This window comes from Sphingomonas sp. UBA978, assembly GCF_002292295.1.
GTDB lineage: Bacteria > Pseudomonadota > Alphaproteobacteria > Sphingomonadales > Sphingomonadaceae > Sphingomonas.
Map to the genome: position 1 here is coordinate 241,690 of NZ_DBBS01000018.1, position 23,279 is coordinate 264,968.

Here is a 23,279-nt window from a genome sequence, read left to right on the forward strand (position 1 = left end):
CGGCGCGGCGGGCGGGCGCAAGCCGTCAGCGGCCGATCGCCCGGGCATGCGCGGCGATCACTGGATCGCCCGGCGCCAGCGCGATCGCCTTGACGGCGAGCTGGCGCGCGCCCGGCAGGTCGCCGTCCGCCGCCAGCGCGACCGCATAGGCGTCGCAGACGCCTGCGTTCATCGGCATCAGCCGATAGGCCGCGCGGCCGTAGCGGCGGGCGACCACGCCGTCGCCGCTCGCCGCATATGCGGTGGCGAGATCGGCGAGCAGCGCCGCGTCGCGATGGCCGGCGATACGGCGGATGCTTTCGAGCGTCTCGATCGCCGCGTCGGCATCGCCGCCCAGCAGCTGCCAATGGCCGAGGATGCGCTGGCCCGGGAGACTCTGCGGATTCTGCTGCAGGTAGAGCGACAGCGCCGCCGCCGCCTCGCGCGGACGGTTCGCGCGGCCCCACGCATCAACCAGGCGCAGCATCGTCGGTTCGTCGAAGGTCAGGTCGGCTGCCCTGGCATAGACCTGCGCCGCCTCGGCGAAGCGGCCGGCCATCGCCAGCACATCGCCCAGCGCCAGCTGCGCGGCGGGCGCGCCGGGGCTCGCGGCGACCAGCGCACGGGCACGGGTCGCCGCCCCGGCAGGATCGCCCGCGGTCGCCTGCGCGCGGATCACCCCAAGCACGTAATTGGGATCGTCCGGCGCGTCCCGCGCCTCGGCGAGCGTCGCCGCGACGCCGTCGTCGCTGGCGAAGGCCGCAGCGCCGCCGCGCGCGCCGATCGCGGCCCGATCGAGGAAGCGCGCCGCCGCGACGCGGTCGCCGAGCGCCTCGAACGCGCGCGCGACCAAGGTGAGCGTATAGGCATCGGCATCGTCGCGCAGCGCGATCGGGCGCAGCTGGTCGAGTGCGCCCTGCGCATCGCCAGATCGCAGCATCGCCGCGCCGAGCAGGCGGCGCAGCACGACGTTCATCGGCTGGTCGGCGGCCAGCTGCCGCCACGTCCCGATCGCGCGTTCGTGGCCGCCGCCGGCCTCGTCGAGCGCACCGCCCAGCAGCGCCGCACCGGGCAGCGCTGCGATCGCGGGGCCCGCGCGCTGGAGCAGGTCGCGGGCGAGTTCGCCGCGTCCCGCGCGCGCCGCCAGCACCGCCTGCAGGTAGAAGGCCTGCGGGCTGCCCGGGCGCGCCGCCTGCGCCCGCCGGGTCGCGGCGAGCATGTCGGCATAGCGACCCGCATCGCCCAGCGTCGCGGCATATTCGATCAGCGCGGGGTGATAATAGGCATCGCGCTGCAACGCCGCCTCGAACCAGGGGAGCGCGGCGGTAAGGCCGTAGCGCGTGCGGACGATCTCCGCCCGCAATGTCAGCGGCACCGGATCGCCGGGCGCGGCCTGCGCGGCGCGGGCGGCGGCGTCGGTGGCCGCGGCAATCTCGCCCGCGTTCAGCCGGATGCGGCCGAGGTCGGTCCAGGCCGCGGCATCGCGCGGATGCGCGGCGAGCCAGCCCGCCAGCGCCTGCGTCGCGGCGGCGCCATCGCCCTGCGCCGCGGTCGCCCGCGCGGTCGCGCGGATCGCCTCTCCGTCCGTGGCGGACGCCGTCGCCGCGGCGTCGCGCGCGCCTTGCAGGTCGCCTTGCAGGAAGCGCGCCTGCGCCCGCAGCCCGGCGAGCGCCGCGGCGGGGACGCGCAGGTCGCGTGCGCAGCTGAGCGCGCCCTCTGCCGCAATGCCGTCGCCGAGCCGGACGTAGCTGCGCGCGAGCAGCAGCATCGCCGGCTGCGACGTCGGCGCCCCCGCCAGCGTCGCCAGCGCATGATTGCGCGCCGCGCTGTAATTGCCGAGGCGGTAGGCCGTGCGCGCATCCGCCAGCGCCGTCGCCGGGTCGACGCGTGGTGGCGGCCTCAGCAGCACGATGGCCGCGACGATCGCCCCGACCAGCAGCAGGCCGAGCGCGACGCCCGGCCAGCGGCCGATCCGGGGCACCGCCAGCCGCCACCGGCGACGCCGCCGGCCGCGCATCATCGGGTAACGCGCATCAGCCATGCAGGTCGTAGCTCTTGAGCAGGTCGTACAGCGTCGGCCGGCTGACGCCGAGCAGCCGCGACGCCCCGGAGATATTGCCCTCCGCCCGGGCCAGCGCCTGCCGGATCGCCTTGCGATCGGCGACCTCGCGCGCGCTGCGCAGGTTGAGCGGCGGCGGGTCGGCGGGGGTGTCGCCGGGGAAGTCGAGGTCCGTGGCGGTGACGAGCTTGCCGTCCGCCATGATGACCGCGCGCTTGATGCGATTCTCCAGCTCGCGGACGTTGCCGGGCCACGGCCAGGCATCGATCGCCGCGAGCGCATCGGGGGCGAGGCCGGTGACGGGCAGCTTCATCGCCGCGGCATGGCGACGGACGAAGGCGCGCGCGAGCAGGCCAGCATCGCCCGGACGCTCGGCGAGGCCGGGGATGCGGACGACGATCTCGGCGAGGCGGTAATAGAGGTCCTCGCGGAACTGCCCCTCGGCGACCATCGCCTCCAGATTCTGGTGGGTGGCGCAGACGATGCGGGTGTCGACCGGGATCGGCTTGCGCCCGCCGATCCGCTCGATGACGCGTTCCTGCAGGAACCGCAGCAGCTTGACCTGCAACGGCAGCGGGACGTCGCCGATCTCGTCGAGGAACAGGGTGCCGCCCGCCGCCTGTTCAATCTTGCCCGGCGTGGTCTTCACCGCCCCGGTGAACGCGCCCTTCTCATGCCCGAACAATTCGCTTTCCAGCAACGTCTCGGGGATGGCGGCGCAGTTGATCGCGACGAACGCGCCGCGGCCGCGCGGCGAGGTATCGTGGACGCCGCGGGCGAGCAATTCCTTGCCGGTGCCGCTCGCGCCGAGCAGCATGACCGACACGTCGGCCGGCGCGACGCGCTCGATGGTGCGGACCACCCGCGCCATTTCGTCCGATGCGTAGAGGAGGCCGCCGAACCCCGCACCGGCATCGGTCCGCGCGGCGAGGCGGCGGTTCTCCGCCTCCAGCGCATGGACATGGAACGCGCGCGCGACGATCAGGCCGAGCGCGTCGATGTCGATCGGCTTGGCGTAAAAGTCCCATGCGCCGAGCCCGATGGCGGTGCGCGCACTGTCGCGCGCGCCATGGCCGGAGGCGACAATGACCTTGGTATCGGGCTTCAGCGCGAGGATCTCGGCAAGCGTCGCGAACCCCTCGCTGGTGCCGTCGGGGTCGGGCGGCAGGCCGAGGTCGAGCGTCACCACCGCCGGTTCATGGCTGCGCAATGCCTCGATCGCCTCGCCGCGGGTGGCGGCGACGACGATCTCATAGCCTTCATAGGCCCAGCGCAGCTGCCGCTGGAGCGCGAGGTCGTCCTCGACGATCAGCAGGACGGGCCGGTCGCTCATGCCGCCTGCTCCATCGCGCGGGCCGGAGGCAGGTGGAGGCGAAAGCGCGTCCCCTCGCCCTCGCGGCTCGTCACTTCGAGTGCGCCGCCCATCGCCAGCGCCAGTTCGCGCGCCTCATAGGCGCCGATGCCGAAGCCGTCGGGCTTGGACGAGGCGAAGGGGCGGAACAGCTGGTCGCGGATGAAGGCGGCGCTCATCCCGCAGCCGTGGTCGACGACGTCGACATGGATTCGGCCTGCCTCGGCGGCGACGATCATCGCGATCGCCGCCCCCGGCGGGCTCGCCTCGATCGCATTCTGCAGCAGGTGGCCGAGCAACTGCTCCAGCCGGCCGGGCTGCGCCAGCGCGACGCCCTCGCCGGCGACGGTCACCGGATGCTGCGCGCGGCGCGCTGCGGCGAGACGCAGCGCGAGGGCGGAGACGTCGACCGGCTGCGCCGGTTCCGGCGTGGCGCGGTAATGCTGGGACAGGCGGGCGAGCAGCGCGTTCATGCGGGCGGCGGAATCCTTGAGGGTGGCGATCATGTCGGCGCGGAATTCGGGGTTGTCGGCGTGGCGTTCGGCATTGCGCGCGACGAGGCTGACGCCGCTGACCAGATTCTTGATGTCGTGCATGATGAAGGCGAAGCGGCGGTTGAATTCGTCGAAGCGCGCGGCATCGGCGAGCGCCGCATGTGCGCGATCCTCGGCGAGGTAGCTTGCCGCCTGACGGCCCGCGACGCGCAGCAGGTCGAGGTCTTCCCAGTCGAGCGCGCGGTCGACCGGCGGGCGGGCGAGCAGGATGACGCCGATCAGGCTGGTGCCGTGGATCAGCGGCACGAGCACCCAGGCGTCGGGATGATCGCGCAGCCAGCCGGGGATCGCCGCCGCTTCCTCCGGCGGCGCCTCGCCGCGGCGGACCTGGTCGAGCTCGACGATGCGCGCGCTGGCCGCGAGATACTCACGCAGCGCCGCGTCGGTCGAACCGCCCTCGCGCCAATGCCATGCGGCACCGACGCCGAGGCCGCTCCCCTCCGGCACCAGCAGCAGCCCGGCGGGCGAATCGGTCAGGTCGGCGATCGCGCGGACGATCCGCCGGTCGAGCCGGTCCGCCGCCTCGCCCGCCGAATCGACGGGTGTGCCCAGCGTCGCGGTGAACCGCTGCCATTCGGCGCGATAATCGTAGCGGTGGCGGAAGAAATGCTTGGCGACCTGCACCCGTGTCCACGCCCGTAGCCATGGCGTGGACAGCAATGTCGCCAGCGCCGTCGTCGCGCCGAGCACGATCGCGGTCTGGACGATCCGCACCGCGTCGCCGGCGTACCGCTCCGCGACTTGGGTCAGCAGGATGGTGACCGCCGCATAGAGCAGGATGGCGGCCACCGACACCATCCGCAGCGCGATGCCGTGCGACATCGCCAGATGGCGCGCGCCGCGCCGCGCGCCCAGCGCGAGGACCACGGCCATCCCGGCCATGACGAACCCACGCAGCGCGAGCACGCCCGGCGGCAGCATGCCGAGGCCATAGCCCAGCGTGGTGACGATCAGGTCGCCGCCCCACATCCCGGCGACCGCGACGACGAGCGGCCCGGGCGCGCGGCCCGGCGCGACATCGCCGCCGATGGCGACGTGATGGACGAGGACGAGGCCGACCGCCGCCGCGAGCATCCGCGCCAGCAGGCGCGCGGTGGCGACCGAGGCCAGGGCGTCGGTGCCGAGCGGCATCGTTCCGATCACCGCGAGCAGCGCCGCCATCACGGTGATCGCCGCGGCGACGACATAGACGGCGAACAGCGGCACATTGCCGGTCCGGGCGCTGCGCACCAGCATCGCGAGCAGCGCGAGCCAGGCGAGATTGCGCAGCGATTCGGCCAGCCGGGCGACGACGTCGCTGGTGCCGATCCCGGCGACGGCCAGCGCCCACAGGGCGGTGACCGCGCAGGCGACGACCAGCGTCGCACGCGGCCATCCGACGGCGGGATGGCGCAGCCAGGCGAAGGCCAGCCCGCCGAACGCCAGCGCCGCCAGCGCATGGCCCCACAGGATCAGCGCCGCCATCGGCTCAGCGCGCGCCCGACGGCCACAGCACCACGCGCAACGTCTGCAGCAGGATCAGCAGGTCGAGGAAGGGCGAATAGTTCTTGGCGTAATAGAGGTCGTATTCCAGCTTGTGGCGCGCATCCTCGATCGAGGCGCCATAGGGATAGTTGATCTGCGCCCAGCCGGTGATGCCCGGCTTCACCATATGGCGTTCGGCATAATAGGGCAGTTGCTGTTCGAGCTGTTCGACGAATTGCGGGCGTTCCGGGCGCGGGCCGACGAAGCTCATCTCGCCCTTCAGCACCGCCCAGGTCTGCGGCAGTTCGTCGATCCGGACCTTGCGGATGAACCGCCCGATCCGGGTGACGCGCGGGTCGTCCTTGTCCGCCCACACCGCCTTGCCCGCGACCTCGGCATCCTGCCGCATCGAGCGCAGCTTCACGATCTCGAACCCCTCATTGTAGAGGCCGACGCGACGCTGCCGGTAGAAGGCCGGCCCCCGCGATTCGAGCTTGATCGCGACGGCGGTGACGAGAATCACCGGCAGCGTCAGGATCAGCAGCACCAAGCTGGCGCCGACGTCGAAGGCGCGCTTGAAGACGCTCGACAGCATCCGCCCCGAGGCGAAGCCGTCCGAAAAAATGAGCCACGACGGATTGACCGAATTGAGGTCGATCCGTCCCGTCTCCCGCTCGAGGAAGCTCGAAATCTCGCTGACCGCCACGCCCGTCGTCTTGACGCGCAGCAGGTCCTTCAGCGGCAGGGCGTTGCGCCGCTCCTCCAGCGCCAGCACCACCTCGGTGGCGCCATGGTCGACGACGTGCGCGGCGAGATTGGGGATCGCGTCGCGGGGCACGGCGCCGGCCACGACGGGGCTCGCCTCCCCCATCGCGACATAGCCGGCGACGACGACATTGGCGCCGGGTATGGCGGCGAGCGCACCGATCCGTGCCGCACGATGGCCGGCGCCGAGCACGATGATCCGCCGCTTGAACGTATCGCCGCCCAGCGTCCGGCCAAGCACCGCGCGCACCACCACCAACAGGAAGGCCGCGATCAAGGTCGCATAGGCGAGATTCGATCGCCACAGGGCGAGCGGCGGCACGAGGAAGAACAGGATCGACAGGAACGACACGCCGAGCAGGATCGCCACCGCGAGCCGCGCCGCGGCGAAACGCAGCGACAGGAAGGAGGCGACGCCATAGGCGCCGACCGCGATCAGCGCGATCTGCAACGCCACGGCAAAGGCGAGCAATTGCGGCAAGCGGGTGGCGACCGGCTCGACCAGCATGCCGATCTGGCGCGCGCGAATCACCCAGCCCAGCTCCGCCGCCGTCATCAGCAACAGCATGTCGACCAGACCGAGCAACAGCACGGCATAAGGAACGTAATGCTTGAACAGGCGGATCATGCCCGCGTTCTCCGGCGACGCCTGTAAGCTTTTCCGACAGGCACAGTCGGCAGTCGCAGAAAAAAGCGAAGAAATCTTGAACAGGACTTCACTTGCATCGTTTCGCTGGCGAGACTTTCTGCGCTAGAGGAGGTCGTCCAAGGAGTTCAGCCCGTACCATGACGATCGTACCTGTGATCCTCTCCGGGGGGTCCGGCACCCGCCTGTGGCCGATGTCCCGGCCGGAAATGCCCAAGCAGCTGCTCGCGCTGACCGCCGAGGAAACCATGCTCCAGCTGACCGCGAAGCGCGCGCATGGCGAGGCCTTCGCCGCGCCGATCGTCGTCGCCAACGCGCGTCATGCCGATCACATCGACGAACAGCTCGCCGCCGCCGGCGCGACGCCGCAGGCGGTGATCCTGGAACCGGTCGCGCGCAACACCGCGCCGGCGATCGCGCTCGCCGCTCTGGCCGCCGGTGCCGAGGACGCGCTGCTGGTGATGCCGTCCGACCATGTCATCGCCGACATCCCCGCCTTCCATGCCGCGATCGAGGCGGCGATGCCGCTGGTCGCCGACGGCTGGCTGGTGACGTTCGGGATCGCGCCCGACGCGCCCGAAACCGGCTATGGCTGGATCAAGGTCGGCGAACCGCTGTCGAACGGCGTCCACCGCGTCGCGCGCTTCGTCGAAAAGCCGATCCGCGAGCGCGCGGAAGAGATGCTGGCGTCGGGCGACCATGCCTGGAACGGCGGCATCTTCCTGTTCCGTGCCGACATCTTCCTCGGCGCGCTCGCCGCGCATGCCCCGGCGATGCTGACCGCGACGCAGGATGCGATGCGGCTGGCGCGGCGCGAGGGCACGCGCATTCATCCCGACGCGGAGGCCTTCGGTGCATCGCCGGACGATTCGATCGACTATGCGGTGATGGAGCGCGCCGAGCGAGTCGCCGTCGTCCCGGTCGCGATGGGCTGGAACGACGTCGGCAGCTGGGACGCGCTGCACGCGATCAGCGACCGTGACGACGACGGCAACGCGCATCGCGGCGAGGTGCTCGCAATCGACACGCGCGACTGCCTGATCCGGTCCGACGGCATCCGCATCGCCACGGTCGGCGTCAGCGACCTGATCGTCGTGGCGAGCGGCAACGACGTGCTGATCCTGCCGCGCGGCCGCAGCCAGGAGATCAAGAAACTGATCGAGGCGATGAAGACCTGACGACGGGTGCTTCGCCCGTCTAGTCGCAGGCGAACATCTCGGCGTGGGGGACGGTGAGGCCGAGCGACGGCAGCACCGTATCGGTCGGCAAGAACGGCGTGTCGGTCCAGTCGTCGCCATGGCGCTGGCTGGTCGTCACCGTCTCCGCCTCCGGATCGACGAAGACGATCGTATCGACACTGGCGATCATCCGATATTCGTCCTTCTTCACGCGCAGATCCAGCTCCCGGGTCGAGGGTGACAGGATCTCGAAGATGACCCGCGGGGCGTTCAATCGGACGTCCCTGCCGGTGTCGATCGGCGTGCCGCAATCGATGGTGACGTCCGGATAGCGAACCGACAGGTCGTGCGGCTTTACCGACATGTCCGATCCATAAGGCCGACAGCCGGTGCCGCGGAGGCGCGTGCCCAGGGCTATGATGATATTGGCCTGTACGCGGGCATGATCGCGCGATCCGCCTGCCATCATGCGGATATGGCCGTTGTCGAGTTCCGCCTTCAGATCGGGACCGAAGTCGATCTGGTAGAATTCGTCCGCCGTCAGCAGGCGCGGCGTGGAATAGGCGAACGGGCTGGCCATGGGCGCGATATAACCCGGACTGGCGGCAAGACAAAGGGCCGGGGGATCGCTCCCCCGGCCCTTCGTTTTTGGAACGCACAGCGGCGGGGCCGCTGTCTGGACGTCAGACCGGTCCGGCGTTGCCGGCCGGCTGGCCGTTCTGATTCCGTATTCGGGGCAGGCATCGCCTGCCCCGAAGCTGGATCAGAAGTCCATGCCGCCCATGCCGCCCATGCCGCCGCCGCCGGGCATGGCAGGCGCCTTGTCCTCGGGCAGTTCGGACACGGTCGCTTCCGTGGTGATGAGCAGGCCGGCCACCGAAGCGGCGTTCTGCAGTGCGGTGCGGACAACCTTGGTCGGGTCGATCACGCCGGCGGTCACCAGGTTCTCGTACGTATCGGTCGAGGCGTTGAAGCCGAACGACGTGTCCGACTGGTCGAGCAGCTTGCCCGACACGACGGCGCCGTCATGCCCTGCGTTCTGCGCGATCTGGCGGACCAGCGCGGTCAGCGACTTGCGGACGATGTCCACGCCGCGGGTCTGGTCGTCGTTGACGCCGGTGACGCCTTCGAGCGCCTTGGTCGCGTACAGCAGCGCCGTACCGCCGCCGGGGACGATGCCTTCTTCGACGGCTGCGCGGGTCGCGTGCAGTGCGTCGTCGACGCGGTCCTTGCGCTCCTTGACCTCGACCTCGGTCGAACCACCGACCTTGATGACCGCAACGCCGCCGGCGAGCTTGGCGAGACGCTCCTGGAGCTTCTCGCGGTCGTAGTCGCTGGTGGTGTTCTCGATCTGCGCACGGATCGCCTCGGTGCGGCCCTTGATCGCATCGGCTTCACCCGCACCGTCGATGATGGTGGTGTTGTCCTTGTCGATCGTGACCCGCTTGGCGGTGCCGAGCATGCCGACGGTGACGTTCTCGAGCTTGATGCCGAGGTCTTCCGAGATCATCTCGCCCTTGGTCAGGATCGCGATGTCTTCCAGCATCGCCTTGCGACGATCGCCGAAGCCCGGTGCCTTGACCGCTGCGACCTTCAGGCCGCCGCGCAGCTTGTTGACGACGAGCGTGGCCAATGCCTCGCCCTCGATGTCCTCGGCGATGATGAGCAGCGGGCGACCCGACTGGACGACGGCTTCCAGGATCGGGAGCATCGCCTGCAGGTTGCTGAGCTTCTTCTCGTGGATCAGGATGTACGGATCGTTCAGCTCGACCGTCATCTTCTCCGGATTGGTGATGAAGTACGGGCTCAGGTAGCCGCGGTCGAACTGCATGCCCTCGACGACGTCGAGCTCGAAATCGAGACCCTTCGCTTCCTCGACGGTGATGACGCCTTCCTTGCCGACCTTCTCCATCGCTTCGGCGATCTTCTCGCCGACTTCACGGTCGCCGTTGGCCGAGATGATCCCGACCTGCGCGACTTCCGCCGAACCCGAAACCGGCTTCGAGCGCGCCTTGATGTCCTCGACGACCTTCAGGACGGCGATGTCGATGCCGCGCTTGAGGTCCATCGGGTTCATGCCGGCCGCGACCGACTTCATGCCCTCGCGGACGATCGCCTGCGCCAGGACGGTCGCGGTGGTCGTGCCGTCGCCGGCGATGTCGTTGGTCTTCGAGGCCACTTCGCGCACCATCTGCGCGCCCATGTTCTCGAACTTGTCCTTGAGCTCGATCTCCTTGGCGACGGTGACGCCGTCCTTGGTGATGCGCGGTGCGCCGAAGCTCTTGTCGATCACGACGTTGCGGCCCTTGGGGCCCAACGTCACCTTCACCGCATCGGCGAGGATGTCGACGCCGCGGAGGATGCGCTCACGCGCGTCGCGGCCGAATTTTACGTCCTTGGCTGCCATGGTGGCTACCCTTTCAGAAAATGATTGGAAGTATCAGGAAGACGAACCGCTCAGCCGACGATGCCGAGGATGTCGCTTTCCTTCATGATGAGCAGGTCTTCGCCGTCGACCTTGACCTCGGTGCCCGACCACTTGCCGAACAGGATCTTGTCGCCGGCCTTGACGTCGAGCGGGGTGATCGTGCCGTTCTCGGCGCGGGTGCCGGTACCGACGGCGACGACTTCGCCCTCCTGCGGCTTTTCCTTGGCGGTGTCGGGGATGATGATCCCGCCAGCCGTCTTTTCCTCGGCCTCGACGCGCTTCACGAGGACGCGGTCATGCAACGGACGAAAAGTCATTGCGAAGTCCCTCTTTTAATCAGTGTGACAGATTTCTGGCACTCACGTTATGCGAGTGCCAACGCCGCGGATATGTGGCGGAGGGGATGAGTCGTCAAGGTGGTCGCGGAACCAAAATTCGCCGGATGCGTGCCCGGGCGACGGACCGTGGGCGAAACGCGACGCGAGCCGCCCGGCGCCATCCTGTCTTACCGTCCTAATACGGACCGTTGCACCCTGCCCCGCGCTGCTCTAGCGCTGGGGCGGAATTGAAGGAGCATCGCGTGAAGCTGGTTCGGGGCGCATGGAAGCTGCTGGTGGCGATCAAGGACGGGCTGGTCCTGGTCGCGATGCTGTTGTTCTTCGGGCTGCTGTTCGCGGCGCTCAATGCGCGGCCGGGGACGAAGGCGATCCCGACCGGCGCGCTCGTGCTCGATCTCAAGGGGACGATCGTCGAACAGCCCGAGGAACAGGCGCCGTTCGCCGCCTTGTCGGGGCAGCAGATGCCGCGCCAGTATCGCGCCCGCGACGTGCTGCGCGCGATCGAGGAGGCGCGCACCGACGATCGGGTCAAGGCGCTGGTGCTCGACCTCGACAGCTTCGGCGGCGGCTATCCCGCGACGCTGAACGAGATCGCCGAGGCGATCCGCCGCTTCCGCGACACGAAGAAGCCGGTGCTGGCCTATGCCACCGCCTATACCGACGCCGGCTATCGGCTGGCGGCGAACGCCAGCGAGATCTGGGTCAATCCGCTGGGCGGCACGCTGTTCACCGGACCGGGCGGCAGCCAGCTCTATTACAAGGGGCTGATCGACAAGCTCGGCGTCAACACGCACGTCTATCGCGTCGGCAAGTTCAAAAGCTTCGTCGAACCCTATACCCGCGCCGACCAGAGCCCCGAAGCGCGCGAGGCGAGCCAGCAATTGCTCGGATCGCTGTTCGGCCAGTGGCAGGAGGCGATCGCCAAGGCACGGCCCAAGGCGCAGGTCGCGCAGTTTCTCGCCAGCCCGGATCGGCTGATCGTCGCCGCGAACGGCGACATCGCCAGGGCCAATCTGGCGGCGGGGATCGTCGACAAGCTCGGCGACCGCACCGCCTTCGGCCGGCGGGTCGCCGCGCTGGTCGGCAGCGACGCGCGCAAGCCGGCCGGCAATTTCACCCGGATCGGTTATGATTCGTGGATCGGCGCGCATCCGCTGTCGCGATCGGGCGACAGCATCGGCGTGGTGACGATCGCGGGCGACATCGTCGACGGCGAAGGCGGCCCCGGCAGCGCGCATGGCGACACGATCGCGCGCCTCATCCTCGACGGGCTCGCCAAGAAGGACCTGAAGGCACTGGTCGTGCGCGTCGATTCGCCGGGCGGATCGGTGCTCGCCTCGGAGCGGATCCGGCTGGCGATCCTCGAGGCGAAGAAGAAGGGGCTGCCGATCGTCGTGTCGATGGGCGGGCTTGCCGCGTCGGGCGGCTATTGGGTGTCGACGCCGGGCGACGTGATCTTTGCCGAGCCGGCGACGATCACCGGGTCGATCGGCATCTTCGGCATCATCCCGACCTTCGAGAAGACGCTGGCGAAGCTCGGCATCACCACCGATGGCGTGAAGGCGACGCCGCTGTCGGGCCAGCCCGACGTCTTCGCCGGCACGACGCCGCAACTCGACACGATCCTGCAGGCGGGCATCGAGAACGGCTATCGCCAGTTCCTCGGCCGCGTCGCGCAGTCGCGCGGGATGACGCCGCAGCGCGTCGACAAAATCGCGCAGGGACGCGTGTGGGACGGCGGCACCGCGCGGCAGCTGAAGCTGGTCGACCGCTTCGGCGGCGTGCAGGACGCGATCGCCGAGGCGGCCAAGCGCGCGAAGCTCGACCCCGCCAAGGTCCATGCGGAATATCTCGAAAAGGAGCCGGGCTTCGCGGCGCAACTGGCGGCGAGCTTCGCCGACAAGAATGACGACGATGTGGCCGAGGGCGCGACCGGCGGCGACGTGTTCGCGCGGATCGCGGCGGAGCGGCGCGGGCTGCTCGCGCAGGCGCTGGGCGACGTGAAGCGGCTCGCGACCGCCGGATCGGTGCAGGCGCGCTGCCTCGAATGCGGCGGGCTGGGGCCGAGCGACACCGCGGGCGCCGACGCCCGCCTGCTCGACCTGATCCTCACCCGGATCGGCCTGTAGATGATCGCCCTGCGCGCCGCGACGCCCGAGGATGCCGCCGCGATCGCGGCCATCTATGCACCGCACGTGCTCGCCGGCACCGTCTCGTTCGAGACGGAGGCGCCCGATTCGCGGGCGATACGGACCCGCATGGCGGCCTCGGCCGGGCTGTACCCGTGGATGGTCGCGACCAACGGCGATGCCACCGGCGGCGTGCTCGGCTATGCCTATGCGACGCGTTTCTCGGAGCGCGACGCATATCGCTGGGTGGTGGAGACGAGCATCTACGTCGCCGACGTCGCGCAGCGGCAGGGCGTCGGGCGATTGTTGTACGAGGCGCTGGTCGACACGCTCCGCGCGCAGGGCTTCGCCCAGGCAATCGGCCGGATCGCGCTGCCCAACAGCACCTCGATCAGCCTGCACGAATCGGTCGGCTTCCGCCGCGCCGGCGTGTTCCGGGCGGTCGGCTACAAGCATGGCCAGTGGATCGACGTCGGCTATTGGCAGTGCGAACTGGCGGAGCCAGCGGTGCCGCCGGCCGAGCCGAAGCGGTTCGCGGATGTGGGGGTGGTGCGGGGGTGAGGGGAACGGCAATTGCTATGCAAAAGCCGGAAGGTTAGCACCACTGTCGAGGTGCAAAGCGGATGGGCAGTTTACGCCCAATGCTGGACGTTGGGGAGAACCCGCCGCCTCATCGACATCGGTCATTGACTCTAGGTAGCAGTTGCCCGCAAGAATTGGGCCAACAGCGCTCTGTCGGCTATTAAGCTCGCAGCCGGCAAAAGCAGACGCAGCCGCTCCGCGCGTCCGCGCGACTTAGCCGTTTTTGTTGGAAGGGTTGTCAAGCCTCACGCTAACGAGCTTTGGCGGCTCCCCTGGTGTGAGTTGAGGAGTCGAATTCCATGTCGGTTTTCCCAGTGACGCTGGTCCGTCAGGCGCACACTGATAATCCGTCACCGTTATTTCAGTACCGGTCGACCAGCCATCCGTGAGAACGGTAATCCTGGCAGCCGCAATCGCTGCACGAAGCGCATCCCCAAAGAGCTGGACTGCCTCCAACCGAGGTGTGGGATCAGTCACCGGATCAAACCTCGGAATGTGTCGAAAGCTGTTTGCGGTCCGCTTTGCTCGAGAAAGTTTCTTCGGTTCAGTAACATGCTGATAAACTTTTGCTTCACTGCCATAATGGCGCTTTAGCGACTCCCATACACGATAAAGATCGATCCATGGCGCATTGGGGATGAAATCGATAACAGCTTGTTGCAGGATTTCATCCTGACGTGCTCTGAGCAGCATAGAGGCTAGGTCCTGCCTAGATGCAAGCTGGTCTATCGGCTTGCGGATAATGACAGGCATCATTGTTGTTCGGCTCATTGAGAACCCGCCGCCATTGAACTCGTAAATTGTGCCAATCTCCAGCGGCTGGCAGCCATCAAGCAAATTCAGGCAACCTTGTAGCAGCGCGACATCAACGAGTGCCCGTTCTTTTGCCTCGCTTGCATCCGACGCATCGTCCCACGCGCTGGTGCGCAAGATCGGTACTTCGTCTGCCATGGAAATGAAGTACCAGCTGGGATTAAGTGCCCCCCCCTCCAGCTTGGACACCAGATTATCGATATCGAACTGATCGCCCTCGATCTGGACACCCCACCGCGATCTCATCTCGATTGCCATGTGTCATTTCCGCCGATCGGTGGGATTGTGGCAATGCGGCTTAACGAACGGCGGCTTCGCCAACACAAAGCTAGAAAGCGGTCGGGCCGAAATCCAGCACTTTTCAGCGTTCGCGATGCAAAATTCACGGCATTCGCATCATGGCGGAAGCGCCCAAAATCAAGCTCGTCCATCCATGCATATCCCCGCCTCAAAAGCGTCGGCTCACCCCCGCACGCGATACGCCGGCAACGCCAGCCGATAGCGGATCGCCATCGCGCGCAGCCCGAACCCCGCCGCCGCCGCGATCACCGCCGCGGGCGCGCCTGCCAGTCCCATCAGCCCGAGCGCGACATAGGACGCCGAGGACAGCGCCGCCGCCGTCACGTACAATTCCGGCCGCATCAGGATCGACGGTTCGCCCGCCAGCACGTCGCGGATGATGCCGCCGACGCAGGCGGTGACGACGCCCATCAGCGCGGCGGGCAGCGGCGGCACGCCATAGCCGATCGCCTTGGCCGCGCCGTAGACGGCATAGGCGGCGAGGCCGATCGCGTCGAACCAGGCGAGCGCGCTATCCTTCCACCAGCGTTCCGGCGTCGTCCAGATCACCGCCGCCATCGCGAGGCAGACGGTCGCGGCGCGCGGATCGTGCACCCAGAACACCGGCGCGCCGATCAGCAGGTCGCGCACCGTACCGCCGCCGACACCGGTGATGAGCGCGAAGAAGGCGAGCGTCACCGCGGTCTGCCCGCGCTTCGCCGCCGCCAGCGCACCGGACGCCGCGAACACCGCGAGGCCGGCGACGTCGAACCACGGCGCAAAGGCGGGCAGCAGATCGTCGGTGGCAGGAAGCGGCGGCAGCATCCGGAGCGCCTAGACGATTAGCGCGGCGAATTGAACCGCCGGATCAGAAGCGACGGCCGACCACCAGATGTATCATCGGATTGACCGGGTTGCCGCCGATCCGCTCGGCGCGGGTGCGGCGCGCCATGTCGTTGGCGTCGGCGTACGCCCTGCCCTTCATCGCGCCGACCTCCAGCCCGATGCTGGTGCCGTCCGCGGCGCGGCCGGTATAGCCCATGGTCAGGGCCGGCGTGCGCTTCAGTCCGATCTTGCCGCCGGGCGCGTTGAGCGGGCGCGGCGCGACCATCAGGCCGCGGTTGGTCGCCTGTTCGCCGGCGCGGGTGTCGTAGAGGCGCGTGCCGGCCGACAGATGGAAGCCGCTGTCGCCGACCGGATAGAATTCGACCATGGAGCTGGCGATCCGCTGCTGCACCCGGTCGCGCGCGCCCGTGCCGGCGGAACCGACCGCGACGCGCAGGCGCAGGTTGCCGCCGAGCCGCGCGCTGTTCTGGACGATGGTACCGGGTCCGAGCCGCTGGAGCAGCGGCGCCCGCGCAAGCGGCTGCGGCATCGCGACGGACGGCATGTTGGGCACGACCTGCGCCGCCGCGGGCGACGCCACGCCGCCGCCGGCCATCGCCACGCAGACCCACAACCCGGTACGACGCATGCGCTCTCTCCACGCCCATCGCGGCACGACGTGCCACGGTCCTCCCCAGGACCGGCCACGATGCTAGCATCCATTCATCCCGCGTACAGGTATGAAATGTCCGGGATGGCCGTATCGCGACGGGACGATCGCTTTCGCCGTCCGGCCGAGGCGCGCGCGCTCGCGACTGGTCAAGCGGCGGTCCAGGCGGTAAGGCGCGCGCTTTCCCTATTCAGACGCGAGTATCCCATGGGTTTCCGCTGCGGCATCGTGGGCCTGCCCAACGTCGGCAAGTCCACCCTCTTCAACGCATTGACCGAAACGGCGGCGGCGCAGGCGGCCAATTATCCGTTCTGCACGATCGAGCCCAATGTCGGCAACGTCGCAGTCCCCGATCCGCGTCTCTACAAGCTGGCCGAGATCGCCGGATCGGCCAAGATCATCGAAACCCAGCTCGCCTTCGTCGATATCGCCGGGCTCGTCCGCGGCGCGTCGAAGGGCGAAGGGCTCGGCAACCAGTTCCTCGGCAACATCCGCGAGGTGGACGCGATCGTCCACGTCCTGCGCTGCTTCACCGACGGCGACGTGACGCATGTCGAGGGCAAGGTCGATCCGATTGCGGACGCCGAGACGGTCGAGACCGAGCTGATGCTCTCCGACCTCGAAAGCCTGGAAAAGCGCGTGCCGAACCTCGTCAAGAAGGGGCAGCAGGGCGACAAGGAGGCCAAGATCGGCGCCGCCGTGCTGGGCCAGGCGCTCGAGCTGTTGCGCGAGGGCAAGCCGGCGCGGCTGACCCAGCCCCGCGATGCCGAGGAAGCGCGCGTCTTCGCCGCGGCGCAGCTCATCACCGCCAAGCCCGTGCTCTACGTCTGCAACGTCGACGAAGGCGATGCGGCGAACGGCAATGCGCTGTCGGCGCGCGTCTTCGAAAAGGCGAAGGCGGAGGGCGCCGAGGCGGTCGTCGTCTCCGCCGCGATCGAGGCGGAGATCGCGACGATGGCGCCAGAGGATCGCGGCGAATTCCTCGCCGAGCTGGGGCTGGAGGAAACCGGCCTCGCCCGCGTTATCACCGCCGGCTATAAATTGCTGCAACTGCTGACCTTCTTCACCGTCGGCCCGAAGGAAGCGCGCGCCTGGACCGTCCATGCCGGCGCCAAGGCACCCAATGCGGCGGGTGAGATCCACACCGATTTCGAACGCGGCTTCATCCGCGCCGAAACGATCGCCTTCGACGATTACGTCGCCTGCAAGGGCGAGGCCGGCGCCCGCGAGACAGGCAAACTGCGCCAGGAGGGCAAGGACTATGTCGTCCACGACGGCGACGTGATGCTGTTCCGCTTCAACGTATGACGGGTTCGGCGGCTATCCCCGCCTGACACTGCCCCCCCCTCCCTCCAAGGGAGGGGCCGGGGGTGGGTCGAGGCCTGACGATACGGCCCCGGACCGACATGAACCCTCCGTATCGCCTGACCGACGCCCACCCCCAGCCCCTCCGGTGACCTGCCGCTCCCGAACTAACGGCACGCACCGGAATCCCATCCCCACCGCCGCCTTGTGGCGCCCCCCTCGTCGCGCGTAAGGCCGTCCTGCCCTCCACGTTCGGGACGATCGCCTCGTGAGACTGATTCCCCTCGCTTTCTCGGCCCTGTCGCTCGCCGCGTGCGCGCTGCCCTATACGCCGCCGGCGCTGTCGCCGGTGACGCAGCCGGCCCCGCCCGCGTCGGGTGCCGCGCTGCCGCCGGCACCGATGCCGCGGACGACGGGGGCGCCGGTGACGATCCTCGTCTCGATCGACGGCTTCCGGCCCGACTATCTCGACCGCGGGGTGACGCCGAACCTGTCGGCGCTGGCGGCGAGCGGCGTCACCGCGGCGATGCGGCCGTCCTTCCCTTCGGTCACCTTCCCCAATCACTGGACGCTGGTGACCGGCAAGGTGCCCGACCACCACGGCATCGTCGGCAACCGGATGGAGGACCCGGCGCGCCCCGGCGAGGTCTTCACGATGGCGAGCGACGATCCCTTCTGGTGGAACGCCGCCGAGCCGATCTGGGTGACCGCCGAGAAAGCGGGCGTGCGCACCGCGACGATGTTCTGGCCCGGCGCCAACGTCGGCTGGGGCGGCACGATCATCCCTGACAGCCATGGCGCGATCGCCAACGCAACCCGGCCGGAGGACTGGCAGCAGTTCAACCAGGCGGTGACCGGCGCGCAGCGGGTCGATGCGGTGATCGACTGGATGCGTCGCCCGGCGGCGATGCGCCCGCGCTTCGTGACGCTCTATTTCGACACGGTAGACAGCGCCGGCCACGCCAACGGCCCGCAGGCGCCGGCGACGACCCAGGCGGTCGCCGATGTCGACGCGCAGATCGGCCGACTGGTGCAGGGCCTGCGCGACCTGCGCCAGCCCGCCAATCTGGTGATCGTCGCCGATCACGGCATGGCGGCGACCGACGGTGCGCGCACGATCTCGCTCGACCGGGTCGCCGATCCGGCCGATTACCGCCTGCTCGAAAGCGGCCCCTATGCGACCCTGTTCCCCGCCGCCGGTCGCGCCGCGGCGCTGGAGGCGGCCTTGCTCAAGCCGCACGCGCACATGACCTGCTGGCGCAAAAGCGCGGTGCCGGCGCGTTTCCGCTATGGCACCAGTCCGCGCATCCCGCCCTATGTCTGCCTCGCCGAACCGGGCTGGCTGATCCTCAAGACCGCGAGCGGCGACGCCTTCCACGGCGGCGCGCACGGCTACGATAATCGCGCGCCCGACATGGCCGCGCTGTTCGTCGCCAACGGCCCCGTCTTCGTCGGCGGCAAGCGCCTGTCGGGCTTCGACAACACCGCCATCAATCCGCTGCTGCGTGACCTGCTCGGCCTGCCCGCGGCGACGGGACTGGACGGCGACGATGCACCGTTTAGGCAGGTGCTGAAACGATAGGAGAGCCGGCGATGCAATATTTCGAGGACATCGAAGTCGGGACGAAGGCCAGCTTCGGCGACTATGCGGTCACCCGCGAGGAGGTGATCGCCTTTGCCGAGAAATACGACCCGCAGCCGTTCCATCTCTCCGACGAAGCCGCCGCGCAAACCCATTTCGGCCGGCTGTCGGCGAGCGGCTGGCACACCTGCGCGATGACGATGGCAATGCTGGTCGCGCATCTGAAGGCGAACGCGCAGGCGGGACTGGGGTCGCCGGGGATCGACGAACTGCGCTGGCTGACGCCGGTCTATCCAGGCGACCGGCTGCGCTGCGAAAGCGAGGTGCTCGAAAAGCGGCGCTCCGCCAGCCGGCCCGAAATGGGCATTTTCAAGAGCCGCATGGCGGTCTTCAACCAGGACGACGTGATGGTCATGACCTTCGTGTCGAACGGCCTGGTCGAGACGCGAGACCGGTAGGCCGGAACGACTGCCTCCCCCGCGGGGATTATGTGCGGAGGCGTGAAGGGCAGAAAGAAGGGGGGCGCGCGCGGAGACGCGGAGACGCGGAAGGGTTGCGCGCGGGGTGACGGCACCCCCAAGCACCGCCGGCTTACCCCCTGAACGGGGTTCGAAAGGCTGCGCCGCTCAAGACACCTCCGCGTCTCCGCGCCTCCGCGCAAACCCCCTTATCTCCTTTTCTCACCAGCAACCCGCCGTCACCGCGGATCAGCGACGACCACGGTCGCCGTTGCCGCGCGGACCGCCACCGCGGTTGCCGCCCCAGCTCCGGTTGCCTCCCGTGTCACGATTGCCGCCCCATGTGCGCTGGCCGCCACCGGGCACCGCTTGCGGCGTCACCGCCCGCGGGGTGCCGCCGGGCTGGCCGGAGAAGTTCTGGCGATTGCCGCGCCAGTTGCCGCGATCGCCACGAACGCCATCGCCACGAACGCCATCGCCACGAACGCCGTCGCCGCGAATGCCGTCGCCGCGATAGCCCGGCCCGCGGTCGCCGCGCCACTGGCCGTCGCCACGATTGCCGCGCCACTGGTTGGTGTTGCGATCGAACCCGTTCCAGTCGTTGCGGAAGTTGCGGTCGCCGCGCCAGCCGTTGCGGCGTCCTTCCCAATAGCGGCGCTGGCCGTCGTTCCAGCGGTAGGGGCGGCGATACTGGTCGTAGACGTAGATGCCGGTGCCCGGATAATAATAGTCGCCGTACCAGCCGAAATAGCTCGACCCCGCGCCATAGCCGTAGCCGCCACCGTAATAGGGATCGGCATAGCCATAGCCGTCGCCATAATAGCCGCCGTTGCCGTAGCCGATCGCGACGCCGCTATAGCCATAGCCGTCGGTACAGGCCGCGGTGCCGAACCCGGCGCCGAGGATGACGCCCAACAGGGCGATACGCTTGAGGAACATGATGCTCTCCCGTCATCGAGGGGCGCGAGCATTGAGGCCAATACGCGCCGATCGTCGTTCAACGAGGGCGGATCGTCGCAAGTTCCGGCTGAACGGTTAATGACCGCCGAAGCGGATCAGGGCATCGACGCGGACTCCGTCCGCCCGCAGCGCGTCCGCCCCGCCGAGGTCGGGCAGGTCGATGACGCACTGGACCTGCTCGATCGCCGCCCCCGCCTTGCGCAGCAGGCGGATCGCCGCGCGCGCGGTGCCGCCGGTCGCGATCAGGTCGTCGACCAGTAGCACGCGCTGCCCGGGGACGAGCGCATCGGCGTGCATCGCGATCCGGTCCTGACCGTATTCGAGCGCATAATCCTCCGCGATCGTCGCGCCCGGCAGCTTGCCGTCCTTGCGGATCAGCAGCACGCCCGCCTGCAACGGCACCGCCAGAGCGGCGGCGAACAGGAAGCCCCGCGCCTCGATTCCCGCGACGAGATCGACCGGGCCGACGGTGGCTTCCACCATCCGCGCGATCGTCGCGGCGAAGCCGGCGGGGTCGAGCAGCAGGGTCGTGATGTCGCGGAACTGGATGCCGGGCCGGGGAAAGTCCGGGATGGTCCGGACCAGCGCCTTGAGATCGTCGTTCATGGCGCGTGCTGTGATGCCGCGGATGGCCGCGGTCAACCGTACGCTCCCGTCCGCACGGGCAGGATCGCCCATAGGAAAACGGCGGCCGGAGCATCCTCCGACCGCCGTTCCGTTCATGTCATGCGCGCCCGCAGGCGCAGCGATCAATGCTTCACGTCGCGCCAGACGTTCTGATAGGCGCCCCATGCGAGGAAGCAGAAGATCAGCAGGAAGATCGCAACAGCGACACCGGCAGCGTGGCGGGTGTTGAGGTTCGGTTCGGCGGTCCAGGTCAGGAACGCCGACACGTCGCGCGCCATCTGGTCCTTGGTCGCCTTGGTCCCGTCCGAATAGGTCACCTGACCGTCCGAGGTCAGCGGCGGCGGCATCGCGATGTTGAGGTTCGCGAAATACGGGTTGTAGTGGAGCCCCTCCGGCGTCTTCGCGCCCGGGAATTCCTTGATGAGCGCCGCCGGCTGCGCGCGATAGCCGGTCAGCAGCGCATGGATGTAGTTGGAGCCGTCGTGACGCGCCTTCGCCATCAGCGACAGGTCGGGCGGCAGCGCATTGTTGTTGGCGGCACGCGCGGCAACCTCGTTCGCGAAGGGCGACGGGAAGTGGTCGCTCGGCACGTTCTTGCGCGTCGCCGCTTCGCCCGTTTCCGGGTTGATAGACGGCTGCTCGATCACCCACTGGTTGGCGATCGCCTTCACCTCGGCCTCCGAATAGCCGATCTTGGTGAGGTCGCGGAACGCCACGTACTTCAGGCTGTGGCAGGCCGAGCAGACCTCCTTGTAGACTTGGAGGCCGCGCTGCAGCTGCTGGTTGTCGTACTTGCCAAAGAAGCCGTTCGACGACAGCCCGATATCCTCGGGATGCAGGTGAAAGACGTGCTCGGCGCTTTCGGCGGCGGGTTCCTGGATCGCGGTCTTGACCGTGCCGAACAGCGCGAGCGCCAGCACGAAGATGAAGGCTGCGCCGACCAGGGATGATATGATGCGAGGCATGATGGTCTGATGTCCCCAGTCGGTTCAGGCTTGCGCTGCGCTGTGCGTGACGCTGGTGCCGCCCTGCTTCGCCAGCACCGCTTCGGTGATCGAGTTCGGCAGCGGGCGCGGCCGCTCCGAGCGCGCGACCCACGGCAGGATGATGAGGAAGTGCGCGAAATAATAGGCCGATGCGATCTGGCCCATGATGACGTTGCGCGCATTCGCCTCCGCCCCGCCGACATAGCCCAGCACGAGCACGTCGATCAGCAGGATGCCGAGGAAGATGCGGTACTTGGGGCGATAGTTGGCCGAGCGCACCGGCGACGTGTCGAGCCACGGCAGGAAGAACAGCAGCAGGATCGAGCCGAACATCGCCAGCACGCCCCACAGCTTCGCATCGAGGATGAAGTTCGCGGTGAAGCTCTTGAGGATCGCGTAGAAGGGCAGGAAATACCATTCCGGCACGATGTGCGCGGGCGTCGAGAGCGGGTTCGCCTCGATGTAATTGTCCGGGTGGCCGAGCAGGTTCGGGCTGAAGAAGATCAGCAGCGCGAAGATCAGCAGGAACACGCCGACGCCGACGCCGTCCTTGGCGGTGTAATAGGGGTGGAACGGGACGGTGTCCTGTTCGCCCTTCACCTCGACCCCGGTCGGGTTGTTCGACCCCGGAATGTGCAGCGCCCAGATGTGCAGGATGATGACGCCCGCGATCACGAACGGCAGCAGATAATGCAGCGAGAAGAAGCGGTTGAGCGCGGCATTGTCCGGCGCGAAACCGCCGAGCAGCCAGACGCGGATCGTCTCGCCCACCAACGGTATCGCCGAGAAGAAGCCGGTGATGACCTGCGCGCCCCAGAAGCTCATCTGCCCCCAGGGGAGCACATAGCCCATGAAGGCGGTGGCCATCATCAGCAGGAAGATGACGACGCCCAGCAGCCACACCATCTCGCGCGGCGCCTTGTACGAGCCGTAATAGAGGCCGCGGCCGATGTGGATGTAGACGACGAGCAGGAACATCGACGCGCCGTTGGCGTGCGCATAGCGCAGGAACCAGCCGGCGTTGACGTCGCGCATGATGCTCTCGACCGAGCCGAAGGCGACGCCGGCGTTGGCGGCGTAATGCATCGCCAGCACGACGCCGGTGATGATCTGGATCGCCAGCGCGGCGCCGGCGAGGACGCCGAAGTTCCAGAAATAGTTGAGGTTGCGCGGCACGGGATAGCCCGCGCCGACCGCGTTATAGACGAGGCGCGGCAGTGGCAGCTTCTCGTCGAGCCACCGCATCAGCGGTTGTTTCGGCTCGTAGTGCTTGGCCCAGGGAAAGCTCATCTGCTGCTACC

The 23,279-nt window shown here is 68.5% G+C and carries 20 protein-coding genes; 6 read left to right on the plus strand and 14 right to left on the minus strand.

Translation table 11 applies throughout. The annotated features are described in order from the left end of the window. Window positions 1-25 precede the first annotated feature (25 nt). Genes B2515_RS10940 through B2515_RS10955 form a run of 4 tightly spaced genes read right to left on the minus strand, consistent with a single transcriptional unit; the run spans window position 26 to window position 6,800 of the window. Entirely contained in the window at window positions 26-2,020 is a 1,995-nt protein-coding gene (locus B2515_RS10940) for a tetratricopeptide repeat protein (RefSeq protein WP_293876243.1), read from the minus strand. After that, window positions 2,013-3,371: a PEP-CTERM-box response regulator transcription factor gene (gene prsR, locus B2515_RS10945; RefSeq protein WP_293876244.1), complete on the minus strand. Its 1,359-nt coding sequence runs from the start codon at window positions 3,369-3,371 to the stop codon at window positions 2,013-2,015. Before prsR ends, B2515_RS10940 begins: the two co-directional genes overlap by 8 nt. Further along, complete coding sequence (prsK, locus tag B2515_RS10950; protein ID WP_293876245.1) at window positions 3,368-5,407, minus strand: XrtA/PEP-CTERM system histidine kinase PrsK; 2,040 nt, start codon at window positions 5,405-5,407, stop codon at window positions 3,368-3,370. The genes prsR and prsK overlap by 4 nt, the downstream gene beginning before the upstream one ends. A gap of 4 nt (window positions 5,408-5,411) precedes the next feature. Further along, window positions 5,412-6,800, minus strand: a complete 1,389-nt coding sequence (locus B2515_RS10955; protein WP_293876246.1) for a TIGR03013 family XrtA/PEP-CTERM system glycosyltransferase — start codon at window positions 6,798-6,800, stop codon at window positions 5,412-5,414. Window positions 6,801-6,958: 158 nt separating this feature from the next. Between B2515_RS10955 and B2515_RS10960 the strand changes: the two genes are divergently transcribed. Continuing rightward, window positions 6,959-7,996, plus strand: coding sequence for a mannose-1-phosphate guanylyltransferase/mannose-6-phosphate isomerase (locus tag B2515_RS10960; protein WP_293876247.1), 1,038 nt, complete (start codon window positions 6,959-6,961; stop codon window positions 7,994-7,996). 19 nt (window positions 7,997-8,015) lie between these two features. Here B2515_RS10960 and B2515_RS10965 read toward each other — a convergent pair whose 3' ends face one another. The 3 genes from B2515_RS10965 to groES form a co-directional block, all read right to left on the minus strand. Then, the gene (locus B2515_RS10965; protein ID WP_293876248.1) at window positions 8,016-8,576 is read right to left on the minus strand and encodes a Uma2 family endonuclease; all 561 of its coding nucleotides are present in this window, start codon (window positions 8,574-8,576) and stop codon (window positions 8,016-8,018) included. A 183-nt stretch (window positions 8,577-8,759) separates the two neighbouring features. Continuing rightward, window positions 8,760-10,403, minus strand: coding sequence for a chaperonin GroEL (gene groL, locus B2515_RS10970; RefSeq protein ID WP_293876249.1), 1,644 nt, complete (start codon window positions 10,401-10,403; stop codon window positions 8,760-8,762). Window positions 10,404-10,453: 50 nt separating this feature from the next. Beyond that, window positions 10,454-10,741, minus strand: a complete 288-nt coding sequence (gene groES, locus B2515_RS10975; protein ID WP_038661992.1) for a co-chaperone GroES — start codon at window positions 10,739-10,741, stop codon at window positions 10,454-10,456. A 263-nt stretch (window positions 10,742-11,004) separates the two neighbouring features. Here groES and sppA point away from each other — a divergent pair, with 263 nt between their 5' ends. Together sppA and B2515_RS10985 are read left to right on the plus strand one after the other, a co-directional pair. Next, window positions 11,005-12,891 (plus strand): signal peptide peptidase SppA, encoded by a 1,887-nt coding sequence (gene sppA / locus B2515_RS10980; protein WP_293876250.1) that lies wholly within the window; start codon window positions 11,005-11,007, stop codon window positions 12,889-12,891. Further along, the gene (locus B2515_RS10985) at window positions 12,892-13,452 is read left to right on the plus strand and encodes a GNAT family N-acetyltransferase (RefSeq protein WP_293876251.1); all 561 of its coding nucleotides are present in this window, start codon (window positions 12,892-12,894) and stop codon (window positions 13,450-13,452) included. It abuts the gene before it with no gap. A 234-nt stretch (window positions 13,453-13,686) separates the two neighbouring features. Here the strand turns inward: B2515_RS10985 and B2515_RS10990 are convergent, their stop codons facing one another. The 3 genes from B2515_RS10990 to B2515_RS11000 form a co-directional block, all read right to left on the minus strand. Continuing rightward, a complete protein-coding gene (locus B2515_RS10990; RefSeq protein WP_293876252.1) occupies window positions 13,687-14,544 on the minus strand; it encodes a hypothetical protein in 858 nt (285 codons plus the stop codon). 204 nt (window positions 14,545-14,748) lie between these two features. Beyond that, window positions 14,749-15,390 carry a trimeric intracellular cation channel family protein gene (locus B2515_RS10995; protein WP_293876253.1) on the minus strand — a complete coding sequence of 214 codons (642 nt, stop codon included), beginning with the start codon at window positions 15,388-15,390 and terminating at the stop codon, window positions 14,749-14,751. A 43-nt stretch (window positions 15,391-15,433) separates the two neighbouring features. Then, the gene (locus B2515_RS11000; protein ID WP_293876254.1) at window positions 15,434-16,039 is read right to left on the minus strand and encodes a hypothetical protein; all 606 of its coding nucleotides are present in this window, start codon (window positions 16,037-16,039) and stop codon (window positions 15,434-15,436) included. A gap of 228 nt (window positions 16,040-16,267) precedes the next feature. Between B2515_RS11000 and ychF the strand changes: the two genes are divergently transcribed. From ychF to B2515_RS11015, 3 genes are all read left to right on the plus strand, one after another. Then, window positions 16,268-17,368, plus strand: a complete 1,101-nt coding sequence (gene ychF / locus B2515_RS11005; RefSeq protein WP_293876255.1) for a redox-regulated ATPase YchF — start codon at window positions 16,268-16,270, stop codon at window positions 17,366-17,368. A gap of 265 nt (window positions 17,369-17,633) precedes the next feature. Next, the gene (locus B2515_RS11010) at window positions 17,634-18,947 is read left to right on the plus strand and encodes an alkaline phosphatase family protein (RefSeq protein WP_293876256.1); all 1,314 of its coding nucleotides are present in this window, start codon (window positions 17,634-17,636) and stop codon (window positions 18,945-18,947) included. A gap of 11 nt (window positions 18,948-18,958) precedes the next feature. Continuing rightward, window positions 18,959-19,405, plus strand: a complete 447-nt coding sequence (locus B2515_RS11015) for a MaoC family dehydratase (protein WP_293876257.1) — start codon at window positions 18,959-18,961, stop codon at window positions 19,403-19,405. A gap of 249 nt (window positions 19,406-19,654) precedes the next feature. On the opposite strand, the gene B2515_RS11020 is transcribed toward B2515_RS11015, so the two are convergent. From B2515_RS11020 to B2515_RS11035, 4 genes are all read right to left on the minus strand, one after another. Next, complete coding sequence (locus B2515_RS11020; protein WP_293876258.1) at window positions 19,655-20,344, minus strand: hypothetical protein; 690 nt, start codon at window positions 20,342-20,344, stop codon at window positions 19,655-19,657. A 96-nt stretch (window positions 20,345-20,440) separates the two neighbouring features. Continuing rightward, window positions 20,441-20,971 (minus strand): adenine phosphoribosyltransferase, encoded by a 531-nt coding sequence (locus B2515_RS11025; protein WP_293876259.1) that lies wholly within the window; start codon window positions 20,969-20,971, stop codon window positions 20,441-20,443. A 143-nt stretch (window positions 20,972-21,114) separates the two neighbouring features. Next, on the minus strand, window positions 21,115-21,957 hold the full coding sequence (locus tag B2515_RS11030; protein ID WP_293876260.1) for a cytochrome c1: 843 nt from the start codon (window positions 21,955-21,957) through the stop codon (window positions 21,115-21,117). 24 nt (window positions 21,958-21,981) lie between these two features. Continuing rightward, window positions 21,982-23,268 (minus strand): cytochrome b, encoded by a 1,287-nt coding sequence (locus B2515_RS11035; protein ID WP_293876261.1) that lies wholly within the window; start codon window positions 23,266-23,268, stop codon window positions 21,982-21,984. Between the last annotated feature and the right edge of the window lie 11 nt (window positions 23,269-23,279).